The following is a 23,634-nucleotide window of genomic DNA, read 5'->3' on the forward strand; positions in this document are numbered from 1 at the left end:
TGTTTCTTATTAAAATTTTAATGCAATGTATTTGGATTTTTCGGATTACTCAGTGACGGTGGACGCGACGATAACGCATTACCAAAGGTTTTGTTTGGTTTTGCAGACATGGTGAACTCAAGGGTGCCACCTGAGATAATATCGTCGTGCGTAATGTAACTGCGATTTAATGGTTTGCCATTAAGTGATACTTGGCTGACAAATTTGTTATCTGCTGATAGGTGCTTTGCAAGTACAGTAAATTGCTTTTTATTGGCAAGTTTTAAGGTAATTTTTGGTAGTTGTGGTGCACCGAGTGCATAACTTAAATCACCCGGAGCAACAGGGTAAAAACCCATCGCAGAGAAGATATACCATGCCGACATTTGCCCAACGTCGTCATTCCCTGCAAGGCCATCAGGTTTGTCTGATGATAGGGTATCCATAATTTGGCGAATGCGCGCCTGTGTACGCCATGGCTCACCCGCGTAATTGTATAAATAAGCAATATGATGGCTTGGCTCGTTACCATGAGCGTATTGGCCAATTAACCCCGCAATGTCTTCATGCTCTTTGATTTTTTCATAGGCAAGCTCAGTCTCAAAAAGCTCATCAAGGCGTGCAATAAAGGCTTTGTCGCCACCTTTTAGGTTAATTAAACCGTGCACATCTTGTGGCACATAAAAGCTGTATTGGTAGCTGTTACCTTCGGTAAATGCGCCCATGTATTTCGCTTCTTCTGGGTCAAAATCTGGGTTCCAAGAACCATCTTTCATGCGCCCGCGCATAAATTTAACACTTGGGTCAAAGACATTTTGATAATACGTGGCACGCTCATAGTATTCAGCCGCAAGTTCACTCTCGCCAAGTGCTGTTAAAAACTGGCCAATGGCATAATCGTCGTAAGCGTATTCAAGGGTGATCGAGGTTGATTCTGGCAGTACATCAAGTGGTACATAGCCATAGTGTTTGTATTCAGGAATGGCATCGTAATGCGGGTGGTTTGCGGTTGCTAAAATCGCTTCTTTAGCAAGGGCAACATCAAAATCTCGAATCCCTTTTAGGTAGGCATCAGCAATAACCGACACCGCATGATAGCCGATCATGGTCCAAGTTTCGTGGCCGTGGAATGACCAAATAGGCAGCATTTTGTCATAGCTTTGCTGGTAATGATCAAGCATCGAGGCAATCATGTCAGATACTTTGTCTGGCTCGACATACGTTAGTAGCGGATGCAGTGCACGGTAGGTATCCCAAAGCGAAAACAAGGTGTAATGGGTGTGATCTTTTGCTTGGTGAATTTCACCATCAACACCACGGTATTGGCCGTTGACGTCTTGATACACACTTGGTGCTTGCAGCGCATGATAAACCGAGGTGAAAAACTGACGTTTTTGTGAAAGTGAGCCTTCAATGTCAAATTTATCGAGGGATTTATGCCAAACATCGTCGGCTTGCTTTACCACTTTATCGAAATTCCAATGGGGAATTTCACTGTTCAAATTTTCAAGGGCATTGGACTTGCTCACCGCAGAAATACCCACCTTAACCAATAGCGGGTTGCCTTTTAAATTATCAAAATCAGCAACGACTTTAAGGGCTTTGCCTGCGGCTTCTGGAATTTTGTAATTAACAATGGTTGATGGCTTTTTACCGCTTCCTTCACTTAAACAACCATTACAGCGATAACGGCTGTTATCGAGGTTAATCAGTTCAATGTCTTTAAAGGGCTTTGAAAACTCGATAGCAAAGTACATTTGACGATTGTTCGCCCAACCATTGGTTGCACGGTAAGCCAAGATAGTGCGGTCGTTGATAACGCGCACATCACTCCAAATTACTTTGTTTTTAAAGTTATAAATACCATGGGTTAAATCGAGTAATACGCTGCCTTTGTCGTGCTCTTTAAAGGTGTATTTATGCATGCCTACACGTGTGGTGGCGGTTAGTTCGGCATTAATCTTGTAGTCTTCAAGCAATACTTGGTAATAGCCAGGTTTGGCACTTTCGTTTTGATGACTAAAGCGCGAGCGGTATCCTGCATCGGGGTTTTTGGCTGTGCCCGCGTCTAATTTGACCTCTCCTGTAATAGGCATCATCAGTAAATCACCTAAATCAGAATGCCCTGTGCCACTAAAATGAGTGTGAGAAAAGCCAACAATGGTGGTGTCATCATAGTGATAACCCGCACAGCGTTTATAAATTTCGGGCTGAGGGTCGATACCGCGAAACACTGAATCGGTATCAGGACTTAACTGCACCATGCCAAATGGTACAACGGCTCCTGGAAATGTATGGCCGTCACCACCAGTGCCAATAAAGGGGTCTACATATTGGGTATTTGCCGATACAACAGGGATTGTCAGCATCATTGCACCGCTTGCAAACAGGGAAAAAGCGGTGTTTTTTGTACGTTGCCAGTGCTGGCTTATTGTTTTCATTGTGTGCCTCATGCCGAAATAAAACAAAAATGGAACGTTCCAATTTTAATTTGAATATACTGATCAGTTTGTTAGAATACAAGCCATAATAACGAAATTTATAGCTGGTAAGCTGAGTGGTAAATCACACCTCCTCATTAAATAAATCACTAAAAGCGTCCCCTCAACAGGATAAAAAATCCGTTACAGTTCATGATGTTGCCCGCGTTGCTGGGGTGTCCAAATCAACTGTATCGTTAGTTTTACGCGGTAGTGAAAAAGCAAGTGCGAAAGCAAAAGACAAAGTGCTAAAGGCGATTGAAGAAACCGGTTATGTGTATAACCGAGATGCTGCTGCCATGCGCAGTAAATCATCGGACTTAGTGGCAATTGTTATTAACGATTTAACTAACCCCTATTCGGCCAAATTGGCGGTGGCGCTTGAAAAACATATACGCCAGCTGGGGCTAATGGCAACGCTGGTTAACACCAGTGAAGATGTTGAAACGCAAACGCAAATTGTTGCCAAGTTAAAAGAATATCGCGTTAAAGCCTTTATTATCTGCCCTGCGCCGAATACTGAAGCACAGTGGCTTGAAGAGCTGCAAACTATGCAAACCCAAGTGGTGAGCATTATGCGTCAAGTAAGCGGCAGCACTATACCCTGCGTACTTCCTGACAATGAAAAGGGGGTTTACACCGCCACCAAAGCACTAATAAAACGCGGCCATAAGCAAATTGCGTTTATTGGGGGGGATGATGCGATTTCGGATTATCATCAACGATTATTGGGTTTTAACAACGCCATTAATGAACACAAAGATGTAAGCTCTTGGGTGTTTAATAGTGCGACTAACCGCCAAGGCGGACGATTGGCGATGTCGATGTGCTTAGAAAAAGTGCCTTCAATTGAATCGGTGATGTGTTTTAACGATATTGTGGCTTATGGTGTGATGGAATATTTAGCCGAGCAAAATATTAAACCGGGACGTGATATTGGCGTCATTGGTTTTGATGATTTAGACGATTCAAAACTAATGAGTGTGCCACTAAGTACAGTAAAAATTGACGCTGACGATATTGCCAAAGCGGTGTGCGAAATTTTAAAAGGCGATGAGCCGGACAGTTTAAAACAAGTGCCTGTTAGCTTAATTGAGCGTAGCTCTTAAGCTTTAACGTGTTAATCATCAGCCGAGAGTGTCTCGGCTGATGATTAATGCATATTATTTGTTCTTAAGAAGTTTGCTTACCTGTATCTTATTTGAATTTAGCTCAACACGGGTGCTAACCGATTTTCGTGTTGCAACGGCTTGTCGACTGACAAAATAGTCATAGCTTTGCCCTTCATTAGTTGAGACAAAATTAAACGCTAATTGTTGCTCATTCAGTGTTAAAACAAACATATTGGCAGAGACAGGCGTAAGTGTTTCACTGTAGCTTACCCCTTGTGTATCAAGCGCTGGCATGGATACCTGTAGTTTGCCCGAAACATTTGAAATGGTTAAATCCAAACCATAAACGGTGTATTCACCAGCAAATTTATCAAACAGTGCTGTATTAACGGCTGGTAATTCAAACGGCTCTGGTTCTGGCAGCACATTTACATGTTTAAGCGCCGCAATCAATGTACCTGATAAGTTATCTGATTCACCGCTGCTGAGCACTGAAATGGCTAAGTCATGTTCTGGGAATACATAAAACAAGCTGGTATATGCATTGGCATTGCCACCGTGTTCGAAATGCCGAATTGAGTACCATTTGTTGTCGTACATAAAGCCATCGCTTAAAAACATGCCATAGCCATAATGAATTGGCAGCGGATTGGGTATTAACACGTGTTTGTCGGTAAGTGTTTGTGAAGATGCGAGCGTTAGCACGTTCTCATTACCTTTAAGTAAGAGCTTTGCTAAATTAAGCATCTCTGTTGGCGTTGACCAGGTATTGCCACCTGCAGGTAATACTACTTCTGAGCTAAGTAATTCATCAATACTGGTATGTTTTTTGATTTTCTCATTGCCGTCATCAATACTAAGCGCAAAATTACCATCGGCTTTTACTTTTTCATTTGAAAATGTTGAGCGTGTCATAGCAAGTGGTGTAAACACTTCTTGCTCAACATAGTCTGCATAATCAAGCCCACTTTCTAGCGCGATAACGGCACCTAAATATGAATAATTAGGGTTAGAATAGTTGTAGAAAAGACCAGGTTGGTTGTGCAAGCCGTTATCAATGGTGTATTCATCTCGCATAAACGAAATTAAATCTGAATCTTCACTAATGCCTTCATAGTCATCTTCAAATGCGCCCTTGTGAGTCATTAACCATTCAAGCTCAATTGCTTGCCACAAATCTGTGTGTTCAATAGGAAAGTTTATATTGGGCAGGCGATCAACAAGTTTGTCGTCTAGCGTTAAACGATTTTGTTCAACAAGTTGAAGTGTGGCTATGTTGGTAAGTACTTTGGTGGTAGAACCGATTTGAAAAAGGGTATTTTTATCCGCTTTTTCATTACTATTTGGCTGCTTATTGCCAACGGCATCAGCAAAAACGACTTCGCCTTTATGGTAAATAGCAACTGAAATTGCACCCGAATTATTGTTGATGCGGTCTTGTTCTGCTTGTTGCATTAAAGCTGAGGGCGGGGTTATTACCACATCATCGTCTTTTTTTGATGAGCCGCCGCAACCAGCAAGTAATAGTGTAAATGTAATTAAAGAGAGCGTGTGTTTCATTCTATATTCCTTGATAAAAAGTAACATCAAATAGACTATAAAATGCGCAGCGACTGTTTTCTGTAAGTGTTAGTGAGGCTTTGTGAGAATCTGTTGCTTTGTGTAAGTGTCTTGTTGCGATTTTTAGGCTGAACTCATAATCTGTATTGATAACAATTATAGAGATGTTATATTGTTGCATTATTTGTTGTGAGAGTCCGTTTGTGCAGCAACGTTTAGATAAATTAGCCATTAGTATTTCGTCACTGTGCATAGTGCACTGCTTATTACTGCCAATTGGGATTGTGCTTATCCCTTCAGTTGGTTTACAAACGCTTGCTGACGAGGCGTTTCATCAAATGCTGGTTGTGGCAGTGTTACTAACCAGTTGCAGCGCGTTATTTATAGGCTGCAGACGACATAAAGCATGGCGTGTATTAGGCTGGGGCTTAAGTGGGTTATTACTCTTAATTGCTGCAGTATTATTTGGCCATGATTTTGGTGAGCTCTTTGAAAAAGGGTTAACCTTGGTTGGCTCGCTCTTTGTGATTATTGGGCATGTTCAAAATTATCGTTTGTGTAAACAGCTAGCATGCGCTCACGAACATGATGAATGATCTTTAATTTTTAGCCCCAACATGTGTTAGGGCTAGCGAAATTACATTAAATTAAGTTGATGTTACCTGTTTGAACTAAGGTTACATTAGCGGCGGTATTGGTTTTAACCAGCACATGGCAGTTTTTTAAACCTTTGGTTGAAAAGGCGATAGTGTTATTTGCTGTGCTTAAGTCTTCTACTTTGTCATCGCAACGTAGCTGTGCGTTTGACACTTTGCCTTGGTTAACTGTAATTTCACCTTCAGATAAAAACACCTTTCTAAAAAACGGCGCATCACTGGCAATTTGCTTTTGTGCCGCCTGAGTTTTATTCGAAACAATACCGGTTTGAATATCGCTAACGTATTGCTCATGTAGCTCATCGGTATTAATCGCATTTTGCTTTAAAATAGTTTCTAGTTTATTTAATGCAAAACTTGCCATTTGGTAATTCTGATCGCGGTTAAACCAGTTAATAGCACTTTTTAGCGCGGCAACTGAAAGCTCTGCTGGTAAGTTTTGTGCGGTATTAAACACACCCATCATTGCCGTATCGTAATCTGCCCAAGCACGGTGTTTGTGAAAGGCGCGGCTTTTGACCCAGTAATATAAGGCTTGCTCTGCGTCTGTTTTTACTAGCGGCTTTAATTGGCTAGCAATTGCTGTTTTAAGCTGAGCTACAGAACTTGTTGCGATGCTTTGTTCAATTTGCGCATAGGCGTTATAAAACGATTTACTCGCATGTAAGTTTGATGACTTATTTGCAGCAATAAACAGGGTGTTACTTACATGAGATGCAGGTTGTTTACGTAATTGTTTTTCGATTTGTTTGCTTAGGTTTTTAGATACATCGCTAAATTCAGACTGATCTAAAATATCAATGTTGGTGATATTACCTGATGCATCTACTACATAATTTACATAAGCCCAACCCTGGCTGCTATTTTGTTTAGTGTGTGTATTTTTTGCTAAAACACCATGTGCACTTAAGCAAATTACCGCAAGAAAAATCGATTTTAACGTTGTCATAATAAAATCCAGGGTGATTAATTTTTGCGCAATATAATGGTGTTCAGACCAGTTTAAAAGGGCAAATATGCCTGCTGTTTACAAATTGATACATTAGGTGGCTTTTCTAGTTATAAAGTGCTAGCTGGTTATAATTCATTCGGTTTGATTGCTGAATATTGATGCGTTTAACGCAATAAATGGTGTTGCGATAATGAATATAAATAAAGGGCTAATAGATAGCCCTATTAGTTAAGCTGGGTTATTTACTAAACGCTGTTTTGCCAAGTGCGGATTGATAAATTGGCTAAGAACTAATGAACAAAACGCAAGCACAGCACCAAAGTAAAAGACCAGTGAATTATCGTAAAGCCACACTAAACCAAAACTTGCCGGAATAATGACTGCAGCAATATGGTTGATGGTGAAACTTACCCCAGCCGTTGCCGCAATGTCTTCAGGGCGAGCGATTTTCTGGAAGTAGGTTTTAATGGCAATTGCCATCGCAAAAAAGATATGGTCAATCACATATAACACGGCAGCGCCGGTTGCACTTTCGACAATAGCATAGCCAATAAACACAAAGATTAGGCCAATATACTCAATCGATAAGGCGCGCTGTTCGCCAATCTTACCGATCATTTTGCCAATTTTTGGTGCAATAAATATATTTAGTAAGTGATTGAGCATATAAAGCGCTGAAATTTCAGCAACGCCATAACCAAACTTTTCTACCATTAAAAACCCAGCAAACACCATAAAGATTTGACGCCTTGCACCTGAGAAAAAAGTAAGTAAATAGAAGAGGGTGTATTCTTTTCTTAAAATCAGTTTTTTATGCTGCGAAGTGTGTTGTTGAAACTCTGGGTGAGATAACCAAAGCCAAAGAGTAGCAAGTAAGCCAATGCCGCCAACAAACAAATAAACAAATTGATATGAAGTTGCCATAAAGGTAAATAAGAACCAAATAATGGCAAACGCACACAGTGACGCAATTGATTTGATAGACAGTAACTTACCGAGTTTTTCAGGCGCTTCGTCTTTACTAAACCACTGCAAACTCAGTGATTGATTAATCGTCTCATAATAATGAAAGCCAATCGACATCAGCACGGTTGTGGCGTACAAGCCGTAAACGGTGGGGAATAGCCCAGTAAGTGCTACACCGATTACCAAAAGTGCAAGAGAGATAAGTGCAAAGGTTTGCTCTTTTAATACCAATAGTACAAACACTGCAGTAAAGGCAAGAAACCCCGGTATTTCTCGAAGTGACTGCAACATGCCTATGTTCGCGCCGTTAAAATTAGCGGCTTCTATTGCAAAGTTATTTAACAGCGCATTCCACGTTGAAAAGGTAAATGCCATTACCGCACCGGCAATAGCTAAAAAGCTAAAGGGACTGGCTTTATAAGATTTGATAGCGTTAAGCAAAGTGACGCTCCTGTCGGTTTTGAATAAGAACGCTAAAAGTGTAAAGCAGTAAAGCTTTGTCATGTTATCGAATATATGACATTCTATTTATAAAATCAGACAAACTTATAATGCTCGTTAATGAACCAGTGGCGCTCAACTCCTTCTCGTTTTAAAAAGAAAACCCTTGGTAGGCCAGTGTTGCCAAGAGCCACCAATATGCCGCCGTGGGAGCATGTAAAAACCCATAAACATACTTGGGGGCAGCTTGCTTACACCAGTAATGGTGTACTCACGCTTTTTACCCCCGAGGGCAAATTTATTATTCCGCCCCAACAAGCACTTTGGTTACCACCAGAGCTTGAACATGAGAGTTTTTGTCGCTACGGCGGCAAATTTCGCAGTGTTTATATTGATGAAAAGTATACCGAGCGCTTAGGCACATCTGCCAAATCAATTGAAGTCGATAGTGTACTCCGTGCGCTTATTTTAGAGATCTGCACGTGGCAAGATGACTATCAATTAGATGATAAAACTCAGCGTTTTATCGATGTGTTTATTGACCGTATTGAACTTGCCAAAGAAACTAACTTTGTGATGCCACTAAGTGAGGATGTACGTTTAATGCCAATTATTAGTGAGCTTTTAGCTAACCCTGGGAATAAACTCACCATTGAACAGTGGGGTGAAAAGGTGGGTGCATCTAGCCGTACGCTCAGTCGCTTGTTCAATAAGCAAATGAATATGGGGTTTTCACAGTGGAAACAAAAGCTTAAAGCATTTAAAGCAGTAGAGTTATTAGAAGCAGGGTATCGTCAGCAAGATATTGCACATCAACTCGGCTTTGAATCGGTGTCGGCATTTAATACCGCATTTAAACATTATTTTGGCGTCGCCCCAAATGCCTATGTAAAATCACATCACGTAAATAAAAGCTGATTTAGGTTTTCGGTTTTTGTGATTACTTAGCGCCGTATTTAGCCAAAATAGCGTCGATTTTCCCGCTTTTTTGTAGCACCAAAAACGCGTGTTTTAGTTTGCTAACAAGCGCAGGTGAAACGCTCTGCTTGCTGAACGCAAAATAAACCGCTGCCTTGTTTACAATAAGCGGATGAATTTTCAAGTTTGGCATTGCCGTGCCTTGCTGTTGTTCAAACATGATATTGAGTTTGGCCTCAAGGTATCCTGAAATACGCTGCGATTTTAATAAAATGGCTTTGGTTTGATTATTTGTCACCCAAACAATTTTATCTTTATTTCGCTCAGACTGTGCCAAGGTGTTCATAAAGGCTTCACCGTAGAACGACCCTGTTTGAATAGCAACGGGGTTATTTAGTGAAAAAAGCTGTGTTACTTGAGTGATTTCTTCACTCATGGGCGGGCTAACAAATACCAAAGTTTCAAAACGTTGCGGACCAACAAAGTAGGCAAACTGCTCGCGTTCGTCGGTTTTAGTAACCGACATCATCAAATCAATTTCACCATTTTCGAGCAGCTTAAGCGAGCGCGCCCAAGGTAAATCGACAAAATCGAATTCACAGTGTGCTTCATTTAATAATAGCTCGGCGAGTTCAACATCGAGCCCTTGCCAGCGGCCCGTAACTTTCTGTGATTGTGCAGAATATTGCTCAACTCGCACGGTAATGTCACATGAAAACAAATCACATGCAAAAAGAACCAGTGCTAAACAAACATACTTGAGCATAAGGGCGGTCACAACAACTAAACGTAAAGTAATAGCCTACCTTAAGCATGGGTTGCTTTAAATCAAAAATGACTACTTTTTTGCGTTGAATCACAAGAGTGGAAATAATTGTTTGAAGCAAAAGATTACATGTGTAATTATTAGGGTTAAGATTACATTTGTAATTAAAAGGATGTATATGAAATATTTAACGCTCTTATTGTGTTTATTTTTAACTGCGTGTGCCAATACACAATTGCACCTAGTGACAAAGGGCTACTCTAAAAATGAAGTTGCTGCCTTAAAAAGTAGCCTGAGCGAGCAACTCGTAAAGCAAAAAATTGATGTGGTGTTAAGCGATATTCCACTGCCTGCGATGTTTCCTGATGCATCGCTTGCCTTAAACCCAACCTACAATCAGCCAGATGTGATTGCGCTGCTTGATAATTGGCTTTTGGCGAACGGCCATAAAACATCGCGCGAATTTCGCTTTAGCGAAGGCAATCATTATTATTCCAAAGCACATTTAGGGCTTTATTTGCGAAAACCAGGCAGTAAAGAGCAAGTTGATTTACCGCCTTATTTACGCACGCAATATTGCGATGTTGCCGACGGCACACTCGCGCTTAACAAAGACGGACAAGCGGTTTTAGAATATGAACTATTAGGCGATGGCAGCGATAAAATCGACACACTTAGCGGCCAATGGTTTTTTGCAGATAAACATCTTACAGTGGATTTTAAAGAAATAAGCCAAACGTTTAAGTTGGCAAAGGAAGAAAAACAAACGCATTTAGGCCCGCGCCCCGCTGATGTGTATAAACCCACAACACAATTGTCAAAAAAACATATTCTAAACTGTGAATTCTTGATTATTTATATTAACTAGCACTTTTAAACTGCTGATTTCCGCTTATAACGCAGCCAATTTTCGGCTTTTACGGGTGGGAAAATCATTTATTTGATTTTTCCCCCTGTTAATTCGTATTTTCCCCCCACTTGTTGTTTTTGCATTAAAACGCGAAGTTTTTGTGGTTAGTCTAGACCCTATCAGCTCATAACGACTAACAACGAGATAACAACATGAATAACAACAACGTAGAAAAACAACTAACTGTACAAAAACGAATTAACGCAGCTCTTAGCATTGGCTTAGTGTCACTGGCGGGCTATGTTGGCCTTGCTAAGCCAACGGTAGCTGAATTTGAAGAAATTAGTGTCGAGCGCTTAAACATTGTAGAGAAAAATGGTTATAACCGCATGGTACTCGCTAACTCAGATAAATCGCCAGGTGCCATTAAGCAAGGTAAAGAAGTGTTTAAACACAATTCACCGCGCCCAGGTATGATTTTCTACAACGATGAAGGGACAGAAAACGGTGGCTTTGTGTTTCGCGGCGAAAAGGTAAATGACAAAGTAAATCACGGTCTGCACATGTCATTTGACCGTTACAACCAAGATCAAACTTTAATGATGCAACACATCGAAATGGATGATTACATGATCACCGGCTTAACCGTGATGGATAGACCAGACAGCGCAATGGACTTTGACATGACCAACCGCTTTATGGAAGCGCAAAAAGCGGGCGATACAAAAACCATGAATGAAATTGAAAACTACATGGTTGAGAATAAATTACTCGGTGCACGCCGCGCATTTTACGGCACGTTAAATGGTGATTCTCGCCTGCAATTAAATGATGCGGATGGTAAAAAACGTATTCAAATGGTTGTAACGAAAGACGGTGAAGCCAAACTAGAGTTTTTAGATGCCAATGGAAAGGTTATTATGCGCCTTCCAGAAACCGCCGAACAATAATAATAGGAATAAGCACGTGCCAAAGGCAATTAATTATCTGGTTCTATTTGTATTTTCATTGTTAATAGTGCTTTACGCAGCACTATTAACAACCCCGAATGGGCAAAGCCTTAATATTCATTTAGATGCGCCATTTTGGATATTTTTGCAGTGCGTGATTGCCCAGTGGCTAACCCTTAGGGTTTATCGCTTTGTAAAACAAGGTAACAGCTCAATAACGGCGCACATTACTAAAGTGTTTTTTGTCAGTAACTTAGTGTTTAGTACCGTAGTGACTTCGCTTGTTATAGCGCTTGAAATTGCCATTGGCATTCAGCAAGTCGATAGCATGCACATGGTTGCAACGCTTGGTATGAATGCCTTGTTACATGCATTAGTAGGCGCTTATTCGCTGGCTTTTGAGTTGGTAACACGACTACAAAGGCAGCAATTAATTTTGGCGAAAAAAGACAAAGCCTTGCTCGATAGCCAAGTAAAAACTCTGCAACAGCATATCGACCCGCATTTTTTATTTAATAACTTAAATGTATTGTCGGCGTTAATTGTGAAAGATCCCGATGAGGCAGAAGAATATTTAGCCCAGTTCAGCGATATTTATCGTTATATTCTTGAACATAAGTCAAAAAATTTAGTGCCACTTAGCCATGAATTGGCGTTTGCTAACCATTATATGGCACTTATCAATACGCGCTTTAATGGTGCTTACACGCTCAATGTGACACAAGGCGAGGGGACAAATACATTAGAAATTATTCCGTGTGCGCTGCAACTTGCCATTGAAAATGTGGTAAAACATAACGCAGCAAGTAGCGATAACCCGCTTGAAATTACAATAGATATTCAAAGCGATTGCATCGTAATTAGAAACCCGCTTCGCTTAAAAGAATTTAAAGCACACTCGAGCAAAATCGGTTTGACGCATTTAAACGCCCAGTGCCAAGCCATTTTTAACCAATCAATTTTAGTTAATGAAGGCGACGACCATTTTACACTCACATTGCCTCTTGGAGTTGAAGTAGCATGAATATTGTCATTATTGAAGATGAGCCGCTGGCGGCAGAAAAACTGGTTAATTACATCACGCGCTTTGATGCCAATGCCAATGTGCTAAAAATATGCGACAAGGTCGCCGATGTCATTGCGTTTTTTCAGGCTGAACCTGAAGTTGACCTGATTTTTTCTGATATTGAATTGCTCGATGGCCAGGTATTTAACGCCTTTGCAGAAATTGATTTACCGTGCCCCGTTATTTTTACGACCTCATATAACGCATTTTGGACCGAGGCTTTCGATAACCAAGGCATCGCGTATTTATTAAAACCCTTTACTTATAAGCGTTTTACAAACGCAATGACAAATTATGAGTCGTTAAAAGCAAATTTAACTCAAACCAAGCAGCTAATTCAAAATCAAAGTGAAAAACGCTATAAATCGCGTTTTTTACTGAAACACGCCAATGCCGTGAGCATTTTAAATGTAGAAGATGTGGTGTGCATTCGCGCCGCGTCGGGCGTACTTTCGGCGTACGATAGTGCGAGCAATCACCATTTGTTATCGGGCAATTCGATGACCGAGCTTGAAGCCGAACTTAACCCCGATCACTTTTTTCGGCTTAATCGCAGTGATATTGTGAATATTCACTTTGTTACGTCATTTGAAAATTACGGTAAAGAAACGCTGGCGGTAAACGTAAGTCACATTAACGAACCCCTGATCACCAGTAAAACACGCACCAGCGAGTTTAAAAAATGGCTAGCCAGTTAACGGCGCATAGATTGGATTTCACGTATCAGGTGGGTTGTCGTGATCCATTGAACTCATTTCACTTTTTAGCCACGCTGTAAATGCAGCAAGTCGTTGATTACTTTTAAGCGCTGTAGGGTAAACAAAATAGCGCTTTACTGTGTTTGGGTGCGCAATATTAATCGGCACACATAATTTGTTCTGTGCAATTAGTTCTTTGCATAAGTACTCCGCTGCTAAGGTAAATCCATGACCGTTTAGCACAGCGTTGATTGCCATATCGGTACTTGGCACATAGGTCCATTTATTATGAGTTTGATAGTCTAGATTACCGTGAGATTCAAACCACCTTGCCCAATCATAAGGGTTGGGTTTATCTAAACTTACAAGCCAAGTGCTCAATAGGTCGCTTGCTTTACTAAACCTCTGTTGTTGCTGAAGCGACACAGCACACACTGGCAGCACCTCATCCTCACCAAACTGTTCGCATTGATAGTTTTTAGGCGTATGCTGCTCTACTGTTTGCCCAAATCGAATCGCTAAATCAATATCGCTGTTAGCTAAGTCTTCGAAATTAGGTGATGGCACCACGTTTATTTGAATGTTGGGATATAAATTTGCAAATTTACTAAGCCTAGGCATTAGCCATAAGTTAGTAAATGCCACAGTGGAAGTAATGGTTAAACTACCAAATAGGTCGTTTTCGCGAAGTGTATTAAGTGCCGTTTGCACTGTATTGAGTGCGTTAAATGTGGCCGTGTAGAAGCGCTTACCGTGTTTTGTCAGTACCATGTTTTTGTTTTGTCTGTTAAACAATGTAATACCTATAGCTTGCTCTAATATTCGCATTTGTTGGCTAACTGCGGCTTGTGAAATGCATAACTCTTGCGCCGCCAAGCCATAACTTTGGTGGCGTGCAGCTGCTTCAAACGTACGTAATAACTTTAGGTTAGGCAGATTTTTAAACATGACTTTAGGTTATCGTTTTTTAGTATTATAAGTTTATCTTATAATACAAGTCGATTTATATCGTTGGTTTAGTAACACTCCATTACGCACACTACGCCTAACATTTATTTAGTTAGGAAAACATAATGACTTATACACACTTCAATCAACTGCATTTTGGTCAAACAGCAGTATTAATAGCTAACGTGTGGGATGTACCTAGCGCGCTCGCAGCAAAACACGCTGGTTTTAATGCTATTGGTACATCAAGTGCTGCGGTTGCCGCTCAATTTGGCTATGACGACGGCGAAAGCATACCGTTTGAAACGTTACTAATGGTTGTTGAACGTATTTTAGTAAATACCGATTTACCACTGACGGTCGATTTAGAATCTGGTTATAGCGATGATCCAGAAGCGGTTGCAGCCAATATTATGCGACTTGTAAACCTAGGTGTCGTAGGTATAAATATTGAAGACAGCAAGGTGAATAATGGTACCCGAGTGCTCAAAAGTGCAGATGAGTTCGCCTGTTTTCTTTCACACATTCAACAGGTATTAAAACAACATAACTGTGATGTGTTTATAAATGTGCGCACTGATACCTATATTTTAGAGTGCGACGATAAACTACAAGAAACCATTAAACGTGGGCAGCTCTATCAGGCAGTTGGCGCAACGGGGCTGTTTGTACCGTGTATTACTGACCTTAACGAGATTTCAAAAGTACGTGAATGTGTATCACTGCCGTTAAATGTGATGTGTATGCCAGAACTAGCTGATTTTGATACGTTAGCGAAGCTAGGAGTAAATCGTATTAGTATGGGAAATTTTATGTTTGAGAAGCATCAAACTAATTTATCGATACTTTTATCAACAATTAACAAACAAAAACGCTTTACAGCACTTTTTGGTTAATTTAACCGTTTGGGTAATATTTGCTGTGTGAAACAAGGCTAACCATACGGTTAGCCTTTTAATTTTATAGTGCGCTGCCCAGTGATACCGGTGCTGAGGTATAGCCTTTAATTTCATTTAATAAATGCACTAAGGTGTTATGCATGCTTTCTTTATCGGCAGTTACTGAAATAGCGGTAATCTCGCCATTGGCATCGAGCCGAGCCAGATTTATGGCAATTGATTGCGAGTCAATTTGCTTATTATTTAGCATTACCCGATTATCTTTGGTGATATGAAATTGCGGTGTAGCTGTTTGCGTAAGCGTTTGTTTGTTTTCTTTCATACGGTTTAAATCAAGCGCAGTTGGCCGATTAAAGCTGGTGGTGACAATAAAAAAGATAAGCAGTATAAACACAATATCAAGCATTGGGTTCATATCTACTTCTGCGTTATGCGTATTTACCTTGTGTTTGGTCATGTTAGACTCCTCGTTGATTGTTATTTTTCCATCAACTTAAGCCTAGGCAAGAGTTGTAACCTGCTATTTAACCCATTGTTAATATTAATGTTTGGTTACATTTTATTTATGCTTATTCGTTACAGCTTAGTAAGCGGGTAGGGTGTCGGAAAACTAGGGTATGGCTAGAAAAGCTGATACGCGGTGAGATGTATTAACGTTGCGAAACTGAGACGGCCGTGTTTTATGGGCTAAACGCTAACAGTTTCGCTTGTAAAACTAGTAAGCCTTATACAATTACTTTTGCATAGCTAGCGCGGTCAATATCTTGCACTTCCACTGAGATTGAGCAGTTTGTAAGTGAAAGGCCGCTTAATTTATCTAAAACGGTATTAGATAGCATCGTTTTTTGTTCGACCGTGCGCCCTGAGAGTATTTTAAGTGTCACATGCACAAACTTAAGGTCGACAACGCCAGTTTTGTACTCTGAAAATGAAGTCGCCCTCACTTTGATATCGCTGCCCGTCGGTTCAAATAATTCAGACGCTAACGCCCCTTTATGAACAGCTTCAATTAACATATTTCCATCAATATTATCTGAATGCTCAATTACACAATGTGGCATTAGATTCTCCTGTATTTAATTTTGCAAAATGCCCAGCTATCGGGCCAGTATTTTTTTGTTAAAAAGGATGAGTTTCGACTCAAACACAGCCATTTCGAGTAGTATTCACAAATAGCTTAGGTGCTTATTAATGAAACATTCAAGTTTCTAAGAACGTCCTTAAACTTAATGGCTATCTCAGGGCAGTTGCCCCTTTCCGAGACTTTTTGGTAGTTAAGTCCAGAAAAATTGTTGGTTTACCTGCTCCTGAGAGATGTGTTTTAGGGTTGATTATTAAGGGTAGAACTCTATGTGGATATGATTGCTATGGCCTTTATAATGTTCTACTTTGGGGGACTTAGTGCTCCAAGGTGTTAAACCATCTACCAAATTACCATTTTCATCTTTTCCCTTATTCAACAAAGTTTTTAACCACATCTGTTTGGCAACATATACCTTTTTAACGCTTGTACTCGAAGTGATATTGTCAATTGCACCTCTTGCTTCCATGACCCAGTCTTTAACCTCTTTTGCAACAGCAGGGTTATTTACTGTCTGTCCAAGCTTGGATCTTAGATTTATGATTGGATTATTCATAGTTTTTGTTGGGTAACGGGTATCAACTGAAGTTCCATCTCTATGAGAATTATGGTCACGAATGGCTTTAGAGCAACTAGTGTTCTTGTTGTATGAAGTATAATTTGCATCACTTACATAGCACCCACCATGTTCTCTTGAAGCATCGTTATATACTAGCCTGCTATTGCTCATATATTGAAGAGTGTTTGCACGCATCCAATCATCTTGGCCGATATCACGCGAACCATATCTAGAACCTGTTGAATAGCGAGTTAAAGGAATTAAACTATCTTTACCTGCTGCCATTTCCATGATTGACGGCTGACTTGTTGATATTACATTATTTTTGCTATTAATTGCTTCAAAATCACATTCAATTTTTCCATGTGTGTTTCCTAGTGAAGGTACAGTAATACCTGAAAACCCCATTTCAATCTCAGCTTGACCAGGGTTCTTTTTTACAATATTAAAATTATCGATTAAAAACTCTTGAGTTGCAGTCTTAAATTTACATTCTGCTTTATTCAGATCACTTTCTTCTGGAGAATATACAATTGTTGCCGTCCATTGCTTATGAGTACTCGGACCAACACCGATATGCCAACGACCAGTTTTTCCTAACCCCAGGCCTTCCTTGTGCCTAAACTCTTTAATAGATAGTTCCTCGCCAGCTTGGTAGATTTCTAATGTCACAGATGTTGGAACTACATCATCGCCAATATTTGTTGCGCTAGCAAATAGAGTAACCTTTTCTGCGGGAGCATTAGGGTTTTTATTGACTTCGTATACTTCAGAGTTCGATATAGTGCCAGCACTGGCGTGTGTAGAATTTACGTTTCCTTGTTTGAATTTTGTTCTGGTTCCAATTAGATAGCTATATTGCCAAGCATCGTTATACTCACTCTGCACGGTTGTCCATTCAGGAAATTCAGTTGACGTTACTGTCGAAACAACTTTAATTTCAGTAATTTCTTTAGGTATTACGAATGTTTCTTTTTTTGAAACAGACACCCCTTGAGACGCACTTGTCGCAGTAATCGTTCCAATTAGTTCTTCATCAACAGCTTTTAGCTGAAGTTCTTTTTTGCCGAAAGAATGCTCTTTAGCGTAATGATACTGAAGGCGCTCTGGGGATGCTTTTAGGGTAGCAGAGAATTTTTTCGCCTTAACACCAGAATTAGTATCAGCGGTTTGTAAATCAATTACTTGTGGGGAAATTTCAATATTAGGTGAACTAAAGTCGATTAGCACAGAGCTGACAGCAATTTTAAAGTCGCTTGTCAGAAGGTTGACATTATATGTGTCTGCAGGTAAATCAATAAATTCAAAAGTACTATCTGCTTTGATAATGGCATTATAGGTTTTGCTATTAAATCCTCCCCTGATTTCAATCGTTTCGCCTTCCAATCCTCCATAAGCATTTCCATTTTCATCAACTAAAGTGCCTTTGATCACGCCGTAGCCATAATAAAAACTAACTTCTTTTGAAATATCAAACCCATATGAATCATAGCCGCTAATGCCAAGCTCAATTAAATCATTAGTTTGCTGTAGTAGGCTTGTGAAGTTAAAAAGACTTTCTTCTTTCACATACAATAAGTTCTTTGTTTCATCAAAGTTAAAAAAATCTGTAATTTTCACCGCTTCACCCGAGTGCAAAGTAATCTCGGTCTCTTCATCAAACTTAAAAGTTGCTCCTGTATTGGATGTAAAATTAATTTCAAATTTATTGGCAGATGCTTCTAAGACACCTCGTGAATTAATACTCTCAATTGTTAAAATTAGATCGGAATCGGGGGCTTCTTCTGAATAAGAACCATCATGTTCGGATACATCATTAATAATCTGAGCTGTAGATGTGGGAACTGTGATAGTCGTAGTATATGAAACATTCTCCTTTCCATCATTGACAATTGCTTTTACTTCAAAAATTTGTTCTAAGCCATTGTCTAACGGCATTTTTAAGGAGAGTTCAGAGTCTGTAGGTTGCACCTGCCACAAAGGAGTTCCTGAAGTCTGCTCCCAGATAATGCTCAATGCATCATTATCTGCGTCTGATACACTAGCTTTTATTATCAGTTCACCCAATGCGGGAACAATATAGCTCTCGTTTATACCAGAAATAGTTGGTGGTGTGTTGTTCGTTGGATTTGGAACATCGTTTTTTTCATCCTCGCTTCCTCCACAGCCTACTATGACTAAAGCAATGGCCATTAACATAGTTTTTAATAAAATCTGTATTTTCATTTTCAATCTCCTTTTGTAGAATCCTTCGCATCTTTGATGCTTAACAGATTATAAGACTCCTTCCATTATCAAATTCAATGAAATCATTGATACATATCGCGGGATTTGGAGGCTATATACTGTAGTTTACAATACTATAGTTAGCGTTGGTTTAGCAAAAATCTTATTCAAGTTTTGTTTTTCATAACAATAAGGTGAGTGCTAATTTAGAAATGACACCGTATAACTTTACGGGTGGTTTGGCTAAGCAGTCAAAGCCATTTATCATATTTGGGTCTCGTCGCACATCTAATTATTGGAAACAAAAAATATTAGGCTTTGGATACGATGCAGAATTTAAAATCTGCACAAACAGATAATGTAAAAGTACTTTAGGAAGAGAGAGTTGTAAATAAAGTAAGCTAACCCTTCGGTTAGCTTTAAAGTAAAATTATTAAGCGGTTTCTAGCGCTAATTTAGCTTTGCGTGCGCGATAGTTTTGCCAGCGGCGCCATGAAAGCATGATGCCGGTATAAACGAGTAAACATGCAAGTAATGAAGCAAGGCCTGCGATGGTTTGGCCGATAATGCCGTACGCTTCGCCAGTGTGTAAAAAGCGAATGTAACTGCGTGCTTTGCGGTAGCTTGATAAATCATCAAAGGTGAGCGTTTGCAATACCTTGCCAGACTGGGTATCGATTGTTACCGTTAAGCGTTTTTGTGGCTCGCCCCCTGTGCCAGTATCAAGGCTAAACGCTATTTTATCCATAGGTTTAGTAGCAAGTGTAAACTGTGCGCGTTGCCATTCTGGTGTGTAGTTAATTGCATTTTCAAATAGCACATTAAGTGATTGTGGTGTGCCGTTATTTAATGGCGACGCTTTTAGCTGCTCAACTTTCGCATCGATAGATACCATTTCTTTTAAGGTGTTACCCGGCCATTTAAAAGAGAAAAAGAACGCAGTTGCAATAAGTACCGCAAGTACCGGCGCTAAATAAATACCGTACACATTATGCCATTGGTAATCGCGCGCATTGGTGTTTGGGTAAGACTTAGCAAACGTAAGTTTTTGTTTAAACGCACGTTTATTAAAGCGTTTTGGTAACCACAAATAAAGGCCCGAAAGCACTAACACAAAGAAAATAATATTAGCGATGCCATTAACCCAGCGACCTGTCTCACTAAACTTACCATCAAGGGTTAGCCAGCGATGAAAAGCACGCAATTTACGCATGAATGTTTTAGTTGCAAGCCCCGGTTCGTTAATGTGTTCACCGTTGTATGGGTTTAAATAGGCAAGGGTTTTGCGGCCTTCTTTAATTTGAATAAAGGCGTTTTGTTCGTTTCTAATCGCAATACTTAACGGCTTTTTATGTTCTAAGGTATTGGCAATAGCCTTTATTTGTTCAAGCGTCAGTTTTTGTGTGTTAGCAGAAGGTGCTTGGGGATAATCTTGTTGCTCTGCGCTATGAATAATTTGGCGTTCATAGGTAAGTAGCGCACCGGTGGCCGACATTAAAAAAATAAATAGGGCAGCGATGCAACCAATAATTAGGTGAAGCCAAAAAAAGGCTTTTCTTATACTCATATTTTATTGCTCATTATAACGGTAGCGGCGAGCTAAGCTTGTGTAACTCGCTGCTTTACATATTTGATTGACGGACCAAATGTGCTTTAAACGCTTCAGTGAGGCAAAATGTGGCGGACAAGCTGTATTTTTAAGTTAGCCGTTTAATTTTGCTTTAAGTAAACGTTATTTTCTTTAAAGGTTGCGGGCATTCTAAGCAAGTGGCAATAAAATTGGAATAATTAATGATAATAATTATTGTTAATTTTGCACTGTCGAAACTATTACCTGATACGTTCCTGTTATAGGGTAAGTTATTGTTCTATGGTTAAATCGACTAGGGTCTGTTGATCTTTGCTGTTCTATTTTTGTTCTTTCTGAGCGTGCTTTTATCGCGGCGCTCGACGTGTGGCCTAGTAATCTAAGCGAATATCGAGCAACAATGAGAAAAGTGCGCTCAAAAGAACCGTTCGGCAGCGCTTGGTTGGGTTTTCTACTGTGTTATCGGCTGACTCACATAGAATAACTATGCCACGCAGCCTCTGCCTTGTATAAAACCCAATCAAACTGCTGCAAAAACGAACTTGAAAGGTCAACAGACCCTAGGTTTTATTAAAGCGATAAATATTGTTGTATGTAGCATTAAGTACGCTGGTAAATATGAGTGAACACGCAAAATGGCGATTTTGTGTATCAGAAGACGCGAATACAGCGTAAGCACTTGTTTTACTCTGTATTCGCATTGTGATTTAGTTAAACGTATCTGAACGCTCAATTACTTCAATCGCGTAACCGTCTGGATCGTTGATGAAAAAGAATTTCGCAACGAGTGAATCACCGTTATAAAACTCTTTAACGTCTTTTGGTTGATAACCAAGAGAAACGGCTTTTTGATGCAGTGCTTCTATATTTTCGGCGCTTACTGCGAGGTGGCCGTATCCGTTACCTAAATCATACTGTGCTTTTTGGTCAAAATTTACAGTCAGTTCAAGTTCAAAATCTGATTCATCATTACCTAAGTAAATTAAGCAAAAGCTATCGAAAGTAATCCGGCGTTTTTCTGTTAAGTTAAGTATGTTTTGATAGAATTGCAGTGACTTTGATTCGTCTACTACGCGGATCATACTGTGAATCATTTTTGCCATTGTTAGGAATACCTTATGTGTGAATTATATGCTCAAGAGCCGCAAACATCTTACGATAGCACCAAGCGTTCAATACGCATTCAGGGGGTGGTGACAAGTATTTCGCTAGAAAATAAAATCTGGCAAATTCTCGAGCGTATAGCAGCCGATGAAAAAGTAACAGTGCCGGAGTTTATTTCCACCTTGTATCAAGAGGTAATTGAACGCCATGGTAGTGTTAAAAATCTCGCATCAATGCTGCGTGTAACGTGTTTAACCTATGCGCTAAATAGTAAACCACTTGGTTAATTAACGGGTAGTACCTAGGTACTACATTGGGTGTTAACCATTAATCACCGCATTTTGCCGCTTAGCATTTTTTGCCAAGTTATTTCTCATAGCCAAGTAGTCTGGCCCCAGTTACTTTTATTGAGAATACGATTATGGAAACACTTACTTTTTTTGAAGATCTTTTTGCCAACGCAGATCCGGTGTTTATATTAGCTGTTGCATTAGCAACCTTGGTTTTATGGTTTTTACCGGCTGTTCTGGCGTTTTTCTTTAATCGCAAACATGCAAAATTAATCGCAGCGGCATGTGTGCCAGCGGGTTTTTCACTCATTGCGTGGTCAGGCCTGATGATTTGGGCTGTCACCGGTAAAAGTGTTGAAAAAGCGGTGACTAAATCGCGCAAACCTGCGTCGTCAAGCGAAGCAAGCTAATATAAAACGCCCTTTTTACAGCATTAGCAGTAAAAAGGGCGAAAATATTAAAAATCATCAGCGGCCGTTAGCGCTGATTTTATTGATTAAAAGGTGTATTGCACCGAAAGACTTGCGTAGTCGACTTCACCATTAAATTTATCTACATTTGAAAAAATGCCAATCTCATCATCTTCAAATTCAAAGTCGTATCGGGTGTAATCTAGATTGAGTTGCCAGTTTTTTGAAATAGCAAATGATGCACCAGCGCCGTAAAATAACTCGTTTCCATCAAGTGATAGCGTATTATCAAATCCGCTTAAATCGGCATCCCACCAATAATTACCGCCTTTTACAAACAGCGTTACACGTTCAGTAACAGGTAAACCAAGCTTAAGTCCTAACGTATAACCATCGAGTTTGGTGTTAAAGGTATCGTTGCCAAACTTACCAAAATCCAAATAGCCCGCTTCTAAACTGATCATTTGATTAAACTGGGTGCCAATAAATACATTGTACGCGTCGTCGTCATCATCAAAATCATCGTCACCACTGGCACTTATTAATCCATAACCGCCACCCACATAAACACCGCGATGATCTACTTGCTTGTTATCTTTCGCTAGTAACGGCTGTGCAAAAATAGCTGATGATAAGAATAATGTTGTAAGTAGTTTACTTTTCATAAAAATTCCTTGTGTTTATTTGCGTTTAATACAGCCAAAGCGTTGCAAAGCCTAGACCAAATTTAAAATTGTAAATAAAACAACAGGTTAATGCTTTTTTGCGAGTGTTTTGAGTATTTGATGAATGTAAAAAACACATTAATTATGAAAGATTTACATTAATACCATGAAGTATGAACACACCGTACTAAAAAGAAAAAAGCAGTTAGGGTAGGCAACTGATAAATAGCCTTTTATAGCGACTATTTTGTATTTTTAACGGCTTAAACCAAAGCTAAAAGTGTATGTGCTAAATAAGCTTCGTTTACTTACTACTATTTTAGAGAAGTGCTTTTGTACTGTTACTCGCATGTAAGGCTATTTGTTAACGCTAATTTAGCCCATGTGTAAAAAGTAAATTGTGTTATGCAAAAGCTACAATACAAGGTGTAATTTTTTCATGGTTGTTATGACTGACTACAAAGTAAATT

The 23,634-nt window shown here is 39.7% G+C and carries 22 protein-coding genes; 10 read left to right on the plus strand and 12 right to left on the minus strand.

What is annotated here, in order from left to right; genetic code table 11:
• Nucleotides 1–17: 17 nt before the first annotated feature.
• Nucleotides 18–2,351, minus strand: a complete 2,334-nt coding sequence (locus AC2IOM_RS20835) for a GH92 family glycosyl hydrolase (protein WP_486360682.1) — start codon at nucleotides 2,349–2,351, stop codon at nucleotides 18–20.
• Nucleotides 2,352–2,536: 185 nt separating this feature from the next.
• Here AC2IOM_RS20835 and AC2IOM_RS20840 point away from each other — a divergent pair, with 185 nt between their 5' ends.
• Nucleotides 2,537–3,568 carry a LacI family DNA-binding transcriptional regulator gene (locus tag AC2IOM_RS20840; protein WP_486360041.1) on the plus strand — a complete coding sequence of 344 codons (1,032 nt, stop codon included), beginning with the start codon at nucleotides 2,537–2,539 and terminating at the stop codon, nucleotides 3,566–3,568.
• 54 nt (nucleotides 3,569–3,622) lie between these two features.
• Here AC2IOM_RS20840 and AC2IOM_RS20845 read toward each other — a convergent pair whose 3' ends face one another.
• Nucleotides 3,623–5,131, minus strand: coding sequence for a serine hydrolase domain-containing protein (locus AC2IOM_RS20845; protein WP_486360042.1), 1,509 nt, complete (start codon nucleotides 5,129–5,131; stop codon nucleotides 3,623–3,625).
• Between the two features lie 203 nt (nucleotides 5,132–5,334).
• On the opposite strand from AC2IOM_RS20845, the gene AC2IOM_RS20850 reads away from it, so the two are divergent.
• Nucleotides 5,335–5,727, plus strand: a complete 393-nt coding sequence (locus tag AC2IOM_RS20850; RefSeq protein ID WP_486360043.1) for a MerC domain-containing protein — start codon at nucleotides 5,335–5,337, stop codon at nucleotides 5,725–5,727.
• A 46-nt stretch (nucleotides 5,728–5,773) separates the two neighbouring features.
• Here AC2IOM_RS20850 and AC2IOM_RS20855 read toward each other — a convergent pair whose 3' ends face one another.
• Nucleotides 5,774–6,736 carry a hypothetical protein gene (locus AC2IOM_RS20855; protein ID WP_486360044.1) on the minus strand — a complete coding sequence of 321 codons (963 nt, stop codon included), beginning with the start codon at nucleotides 6,734–6,736 and terminating at the stop codon, nucleotides 5,774–5,776.
• A gap of 231 nt (nucleotides 6,737–6,967) precedes the next feature.
• A complete protein-coding gene (locus tag AC2IOM_RS20860) occupies nucleotides 6,968–8,146 on the minus strand; it encodes an MFS transporter (protein ID WP_394224536.1) in 1,179 nt (392 codons plus the stop codon).
• Nucleotides 8,147–8,266: 120 nt separating this feature from the next.
• Between AC2IOM_RS20860 and AC2IOM_RS20865 the strand changes: the two genes are divergently transcribed.
• Complete coding sequence (locus AC2IOM_RS20865) at nucleotides 8,267–9,064, plus strand: AraC family transcriptional regulator (protein ID WP_486360045.1); 798 nt, start codon at nucleotides 8,267–8,269, stop codon at nucleotides 9,062–9,064.
• A gap of 22 nt (nucleotides 9,065–9,086) precedes the next feature.
• Here AC2IOM_RS20865 and AC2IOM_RS20870 read toward each other — a convergent pair whose 3' ends face one another.
• Nucleotides 9,087–9,830: a substrate-binding periplasmic protein gene (locus tag AC2IOM_RS20870; RefSeq protein ID WP_054979329.1), complete on the minus strand. Its 744-nt coding sequence runs from the start codon at nucleotides 9,828–9,830 to the stop codon at nucleotides 9,087–9,089.
• Between the two features lie 178 nt (nucleotides 9,831–10,008).
• On the opposite strand from AC2IOM_RS20870, the gene AC2IOM_RS20875 reads away from it, so the two are divergent.
• From AC2IOM_RS20875 to AC2IOM_RS20890, 4 genes are all read left to right on the plus strand, one after another.
• Entirely contained in the window at nucleotides 10,009–10,698 is a 690-nt protein-coding gene (locus tag AC2IOM_RS20875; protein ID WP_486360046.1) for a hypothetical protein, read from the plus strand.
• Nucleotides 10,699–10,892: 194 nt separating this feature from the next.
• A complete protein-coding gene (locus AC2IOM_RS20880; RefSeq protein WP_010559453.1) occupies nucleotides 10,893–11,630 on the plus strand; it encodes a hypothetical protein in 738 nt (245 codons plus the stop codon).
• Between the two features lie 16 nt (nucleotides 11,631–11,646).
• Nucleotides 11,647–12,654 carry a sensor histidine kinase gene (locus AC2IOM_RS20885; protein WP_486360047.1) on the plus strand — a complete coding sequence of 336 codons (1,008 nt, stop codon included), beginning with the start codon at nucleotides 11,647–11,649 and terminating at the stop codon, nucleotides 12,652–12,654.
• Nucleotides 12,651–13,394: a LytR/AlgR family response regulator transcription factor gene (locus AC2IOM_RS20890; protein WP_486360048.1), complete on the plus strand. Its 744-nt coding sequence runs from the start codon at nucleotides 12,651–12,653 to the stop codon at nucleotides 13,392–13,394. Before AC2IOM_RS20885 ends, AC2IOM_RS20890 begins: the two co-directional genes overlap by 4 nt.
• A gap of 18 nt (nucleotides 13,395–13,412) precedes the next feature.
• Here AC2IOM_RS20890 and AC2IOM_RS20895 read toward each other — a convergent pair whose 3' ends face one another.
• The gene (locus tag AC2IOM_RS20895; RefSeq protein WP_486360049.1) at nucleotides 13,413–14,342 is read right to left on the minus strand and encodes a LysR substrate-binding domain-containing protein; all 930 of its coding nucleotides are present in this window, start codon (nucleotides 14,340–14,342) and stop codon (nucleotides 13,413–13,415) included.
• 125 nt (nucleotides 14,343–14,467) lie between these two features.
• Between AC2IOM_RS20895 and AC2IOM_RS20900 the strand changes: the two genes are divergently transcribed.
• Nucleotides 14,468–15,238, plus strand: a complete 771-nt coding sequence (locus tag AC2IOM_RS20900; RefSeq protein WP_486360050.1) for an isocitrate lyase/PEP mutase family protein — start codon at nucleotides 14,468–14,470, stop codon at nucleotides 15,236–15,238.
• A gap of 64 nt (nucleotides 15,239–15,302) precedes the next feature.
• Here the strand turns inward: AC2IOM_RS20900 and AC2IOM_RS20905 are convergent, their stop codons facing one another.
• The 5 genes from AC2IOM_RS20905 to AC2IOM_RS20925 all read right to left on the minus strand — a co-directional run bounded on the left by AC2IOM_RS20905 (nucleotide 15,303) and on the right by AC2IOM_RS20925 (nucleotide 21,798).
• Nucleotides 15,303–15,698, minus strand: a complete 396-nt coding sequence (locus AC2IOM_RS20905) for an ExbD/TolR family protein (RefSeq protein WP_486360051.1) — start codon at nucleotides 15,696–15,698, stop codon at nucleotides 15,303–15,305.
• Between the two features lie 268 nt (nucleotides 15,699–15,966).
• Nucleotides 15,967–16,302 (minus strand): 5-carboxymethyl-2-hydroxymuconate Delta-isomerase, encoded by a 336-nt coding sequence (locus AC2IOM_RS20910; protein WP_486360052.1) that lies wholly within the window; start codon nucleotides 16,300–16,302, stop codon nucleotides 15,967–15,969.
• 273 nt (nucleotides 16,303–16,575) lie between these two features.
• Complete coding sequence (locus AC2IOM_RS20915; protein WP_138628435.1) at nucleotides 16,576–19,107, minus strand: carboxypeptidase-like regulatory domain-containing protein; 2,532 nt, start codon at nucleotides 19,105–19,107, stop codon at nucleotides 16,576–16,578.
• A gap of 433 nt (nucleotides 19,108–19,540) precedes the next feature.
• On the minus strand, nucleotides 19,541–20,674 hold the full coding sequence (locus tag AC2IOM_RS20920; RefSeq protein WP_486360053.1) for a PepSY-associated TM helix domain-containing protein: 1,134 nt from the start codon (nucleotides 20,672–20,674) through the stop codon (nucleotides 19,541–19,543).
• Nucleotides 20,675–21,402: 728 nt separating this feature from the next.
• The gene (locus AC2IOM_RS20925; protein WP_010559442.1) at nucleotides 21,403–21,798 is read right to left on the minus strand and encodes a VOC family protein; all 396 of its coding nucleotides are present in this window, start codon (nucleotides 21,796–21,798) and stop codon (nucleotides 21,403–21,405) included.
• A gap of 15 nt (nucleotides 21,799–21,813) precedes the next feature.
• Here AC2IOM_RS20925 and AC2IOM_RS20930 point away from each other — a divergent pair, with 15 nt between their 5' ends.
• Nucleotides 21,814–22,086 carry a ribbon-helix-helix domain-containing protein gene (locus AC2IOM_RS20930; RefSeq protein WP_010559441.1) on the plus strand — a complete coding sequence of 91 codons (273 nt, stop codon included), beginning with the start codon at nucleotides 21,814–21,816 and terminating at the stop codon, nucleotides 22,084–22,086.
• Between the two features lie 134 nt (nucleotides 22,087–22,220).
• Nucleotides 22,221–22,499 carry a superinfection immunity protein gene (locus AC2IOM_RS20935; RefSeq protein ID WP_100914947.1) on the plus strand — a complete coding sequence of 93 codons (279 nt, stop codon included), beginning with the start codon at nucleotides 22,221–22,223 and terminating at the stop codon, nucleotides 22,497–22,499.
• An 86-nt stretch (nucleotides 22,500–22,585) separates the two neighbouring features.
• Here AC2IOM_RS20935 and AC2IOM_RS20940 read toward each other — a convergent pair whose 3' ends face one another.
• Nucleotides 22,586–23,164, minus strand: a complete 579-nt coding sequence (locus AC2IOM_RS20940) for an outer membrane beta-barrel protein (RefSeq protein WP_105171953.1) — start codon at nucleotides 23,162–23,164, stop codon at nucleotides 22,586–22,588.
• Nucleotides 23,165–23,634: the final 470 nt, after the last annotated feature.

It is taken from the genome of Pseudoalteromonas sp. NS-SX12 (assembly GCF_057367955.1).

Excerpts from the sequence above, each read along its gene's own strand:
- AC2IOM_RS20835 (WP_486360682.1), bottom strand. The coding sequence starts at position 2,351 with ATGATGCTGACAATCCCTGTTGTATCGGCAAATACCCAATATGTAGAC.
- AC2IOM_RS20845 (WP_486360042.1), bottom strand. The coding sequence starts at position 5,131 with ATGAAACACACGCTCTCTTTAATTACATTTACACTATTACTTGCTGGT.
- AC2IOM_RS20855 (WP_486360044.1), bottom strand. The coding sequence starts at position 6,736 with ATGACAACGTTAAAATCGATTTTTCTTGCGGTAATTTGCTTAAGTGCA.
- AC2IOM_RS20865 (WP_486360045.1), top strand. The coding sequence starts at position 8,267 with ATGAACCAGTGGCGCTCAACTCCTTCTCGTTTTAAAAAGAAAACCCTT.
- AC2IOM_RS20870 (WP_054979329.1), bottom strand. The coding sequence starts at position 9,830 with ATGCTCAAGTATGTTTGTTTAGCACTGGTTCTTTTTGCATGTGATTTG.
- AC2IOM_RS20875 (WP_486360046.1), top strand. The coding sequence starts at position 10,009 with ATGAAATATTTAACGCTCTTATTGTGTTTATTTTTAACTGCGTGTGCC.
- AC2IOM_RS20880 (WP_010559453.1), top strand. The coding sequence starts at position 10,893 with ATGAATAACAACAACGTAGAAAAACAACTAACTGTACAAAAACGAATT.
- AC2IOM_RS20890 (WP_486360048.1), top strand. The coding sequence starts at position 12,651 with ATGAATATTGTCATTATTGAAGATGAGCCGCTGGCGGCAGAAAAACTG.
- AC2IOM_RS20895 (WP_486360049.1), bottom strand. The coding sequence starts at position 14,342 with ATGTTTAAAAATCTGCCTAACCTAAAGTTATTACGTACGTTTGAAGCA.
- AC2IOM_RS20900 (WP_486360050.1), top strand. The coding sequence starts at position 14,468 with ATGACTTATACACACTTCAATCAACTGCATTTTGGTCAAACAGCAGTA.
- AC2IOM_RS20905 (WP_486360051.1), bottom strand. The coding sequence starts at position 15,698 with ATGACCAAACACAAGGTAAATACGCATAACGCAGAAGTAGATATGAAC.
- AC2IOM_RS20910 (WP_486360052.1), bottom strand. The coding sequence starts at position 16,302 with ATGCCACATTGTGTAATTGAGCATTCAGATAATATTGATGGAAATATG.
- AC2IOM_RS20915 (WP_138628435.1), bottom strand. The coding sequence starts at position 19,107 with ATGAAAATACAGATTTTATTAAAAACTATGTTAATGGCCATTGCTTTA.
- AC2IOM_RS20920 (WP_486360053.1), bottom strand. The coding sequence starts at position 20,674 with ATGAGTATAAGAAAAGCCTTTTTTTGGCTTCACCTAATTATTGGTTGC.
- AC2IOM_RS20925 (WP_010559442.1), bottom strand. The coding sequence starts at position 21,798 with ATGGCAAAAATGATTCACAGTATGATCCGCGTAGTAGACGAATCAAAG.
- AC2IOM_RS20930 (WP_010559441.1), top strand. The coding sequence starts at position 21,814 with ATGTGTGAATTATATGCTCAAGAGCCGCAAACATCTTACGATAGCACC.
- AC2IOM_RS20935 (WP_100914947.1), top strand. The coding sequence starts at position 22,221 with ATGGAAACACTTACTTTTTTTGAAGATCTTTTTGCCAACGCAGATCCG.
- AC2IOM_RS20940 (WP_105171953.1), bottom strand. The coding sequence starts at position 23,164 with ATGAAAAGTAAACTACTTACAACATTATTCTTATCATCAGCTATTTTT.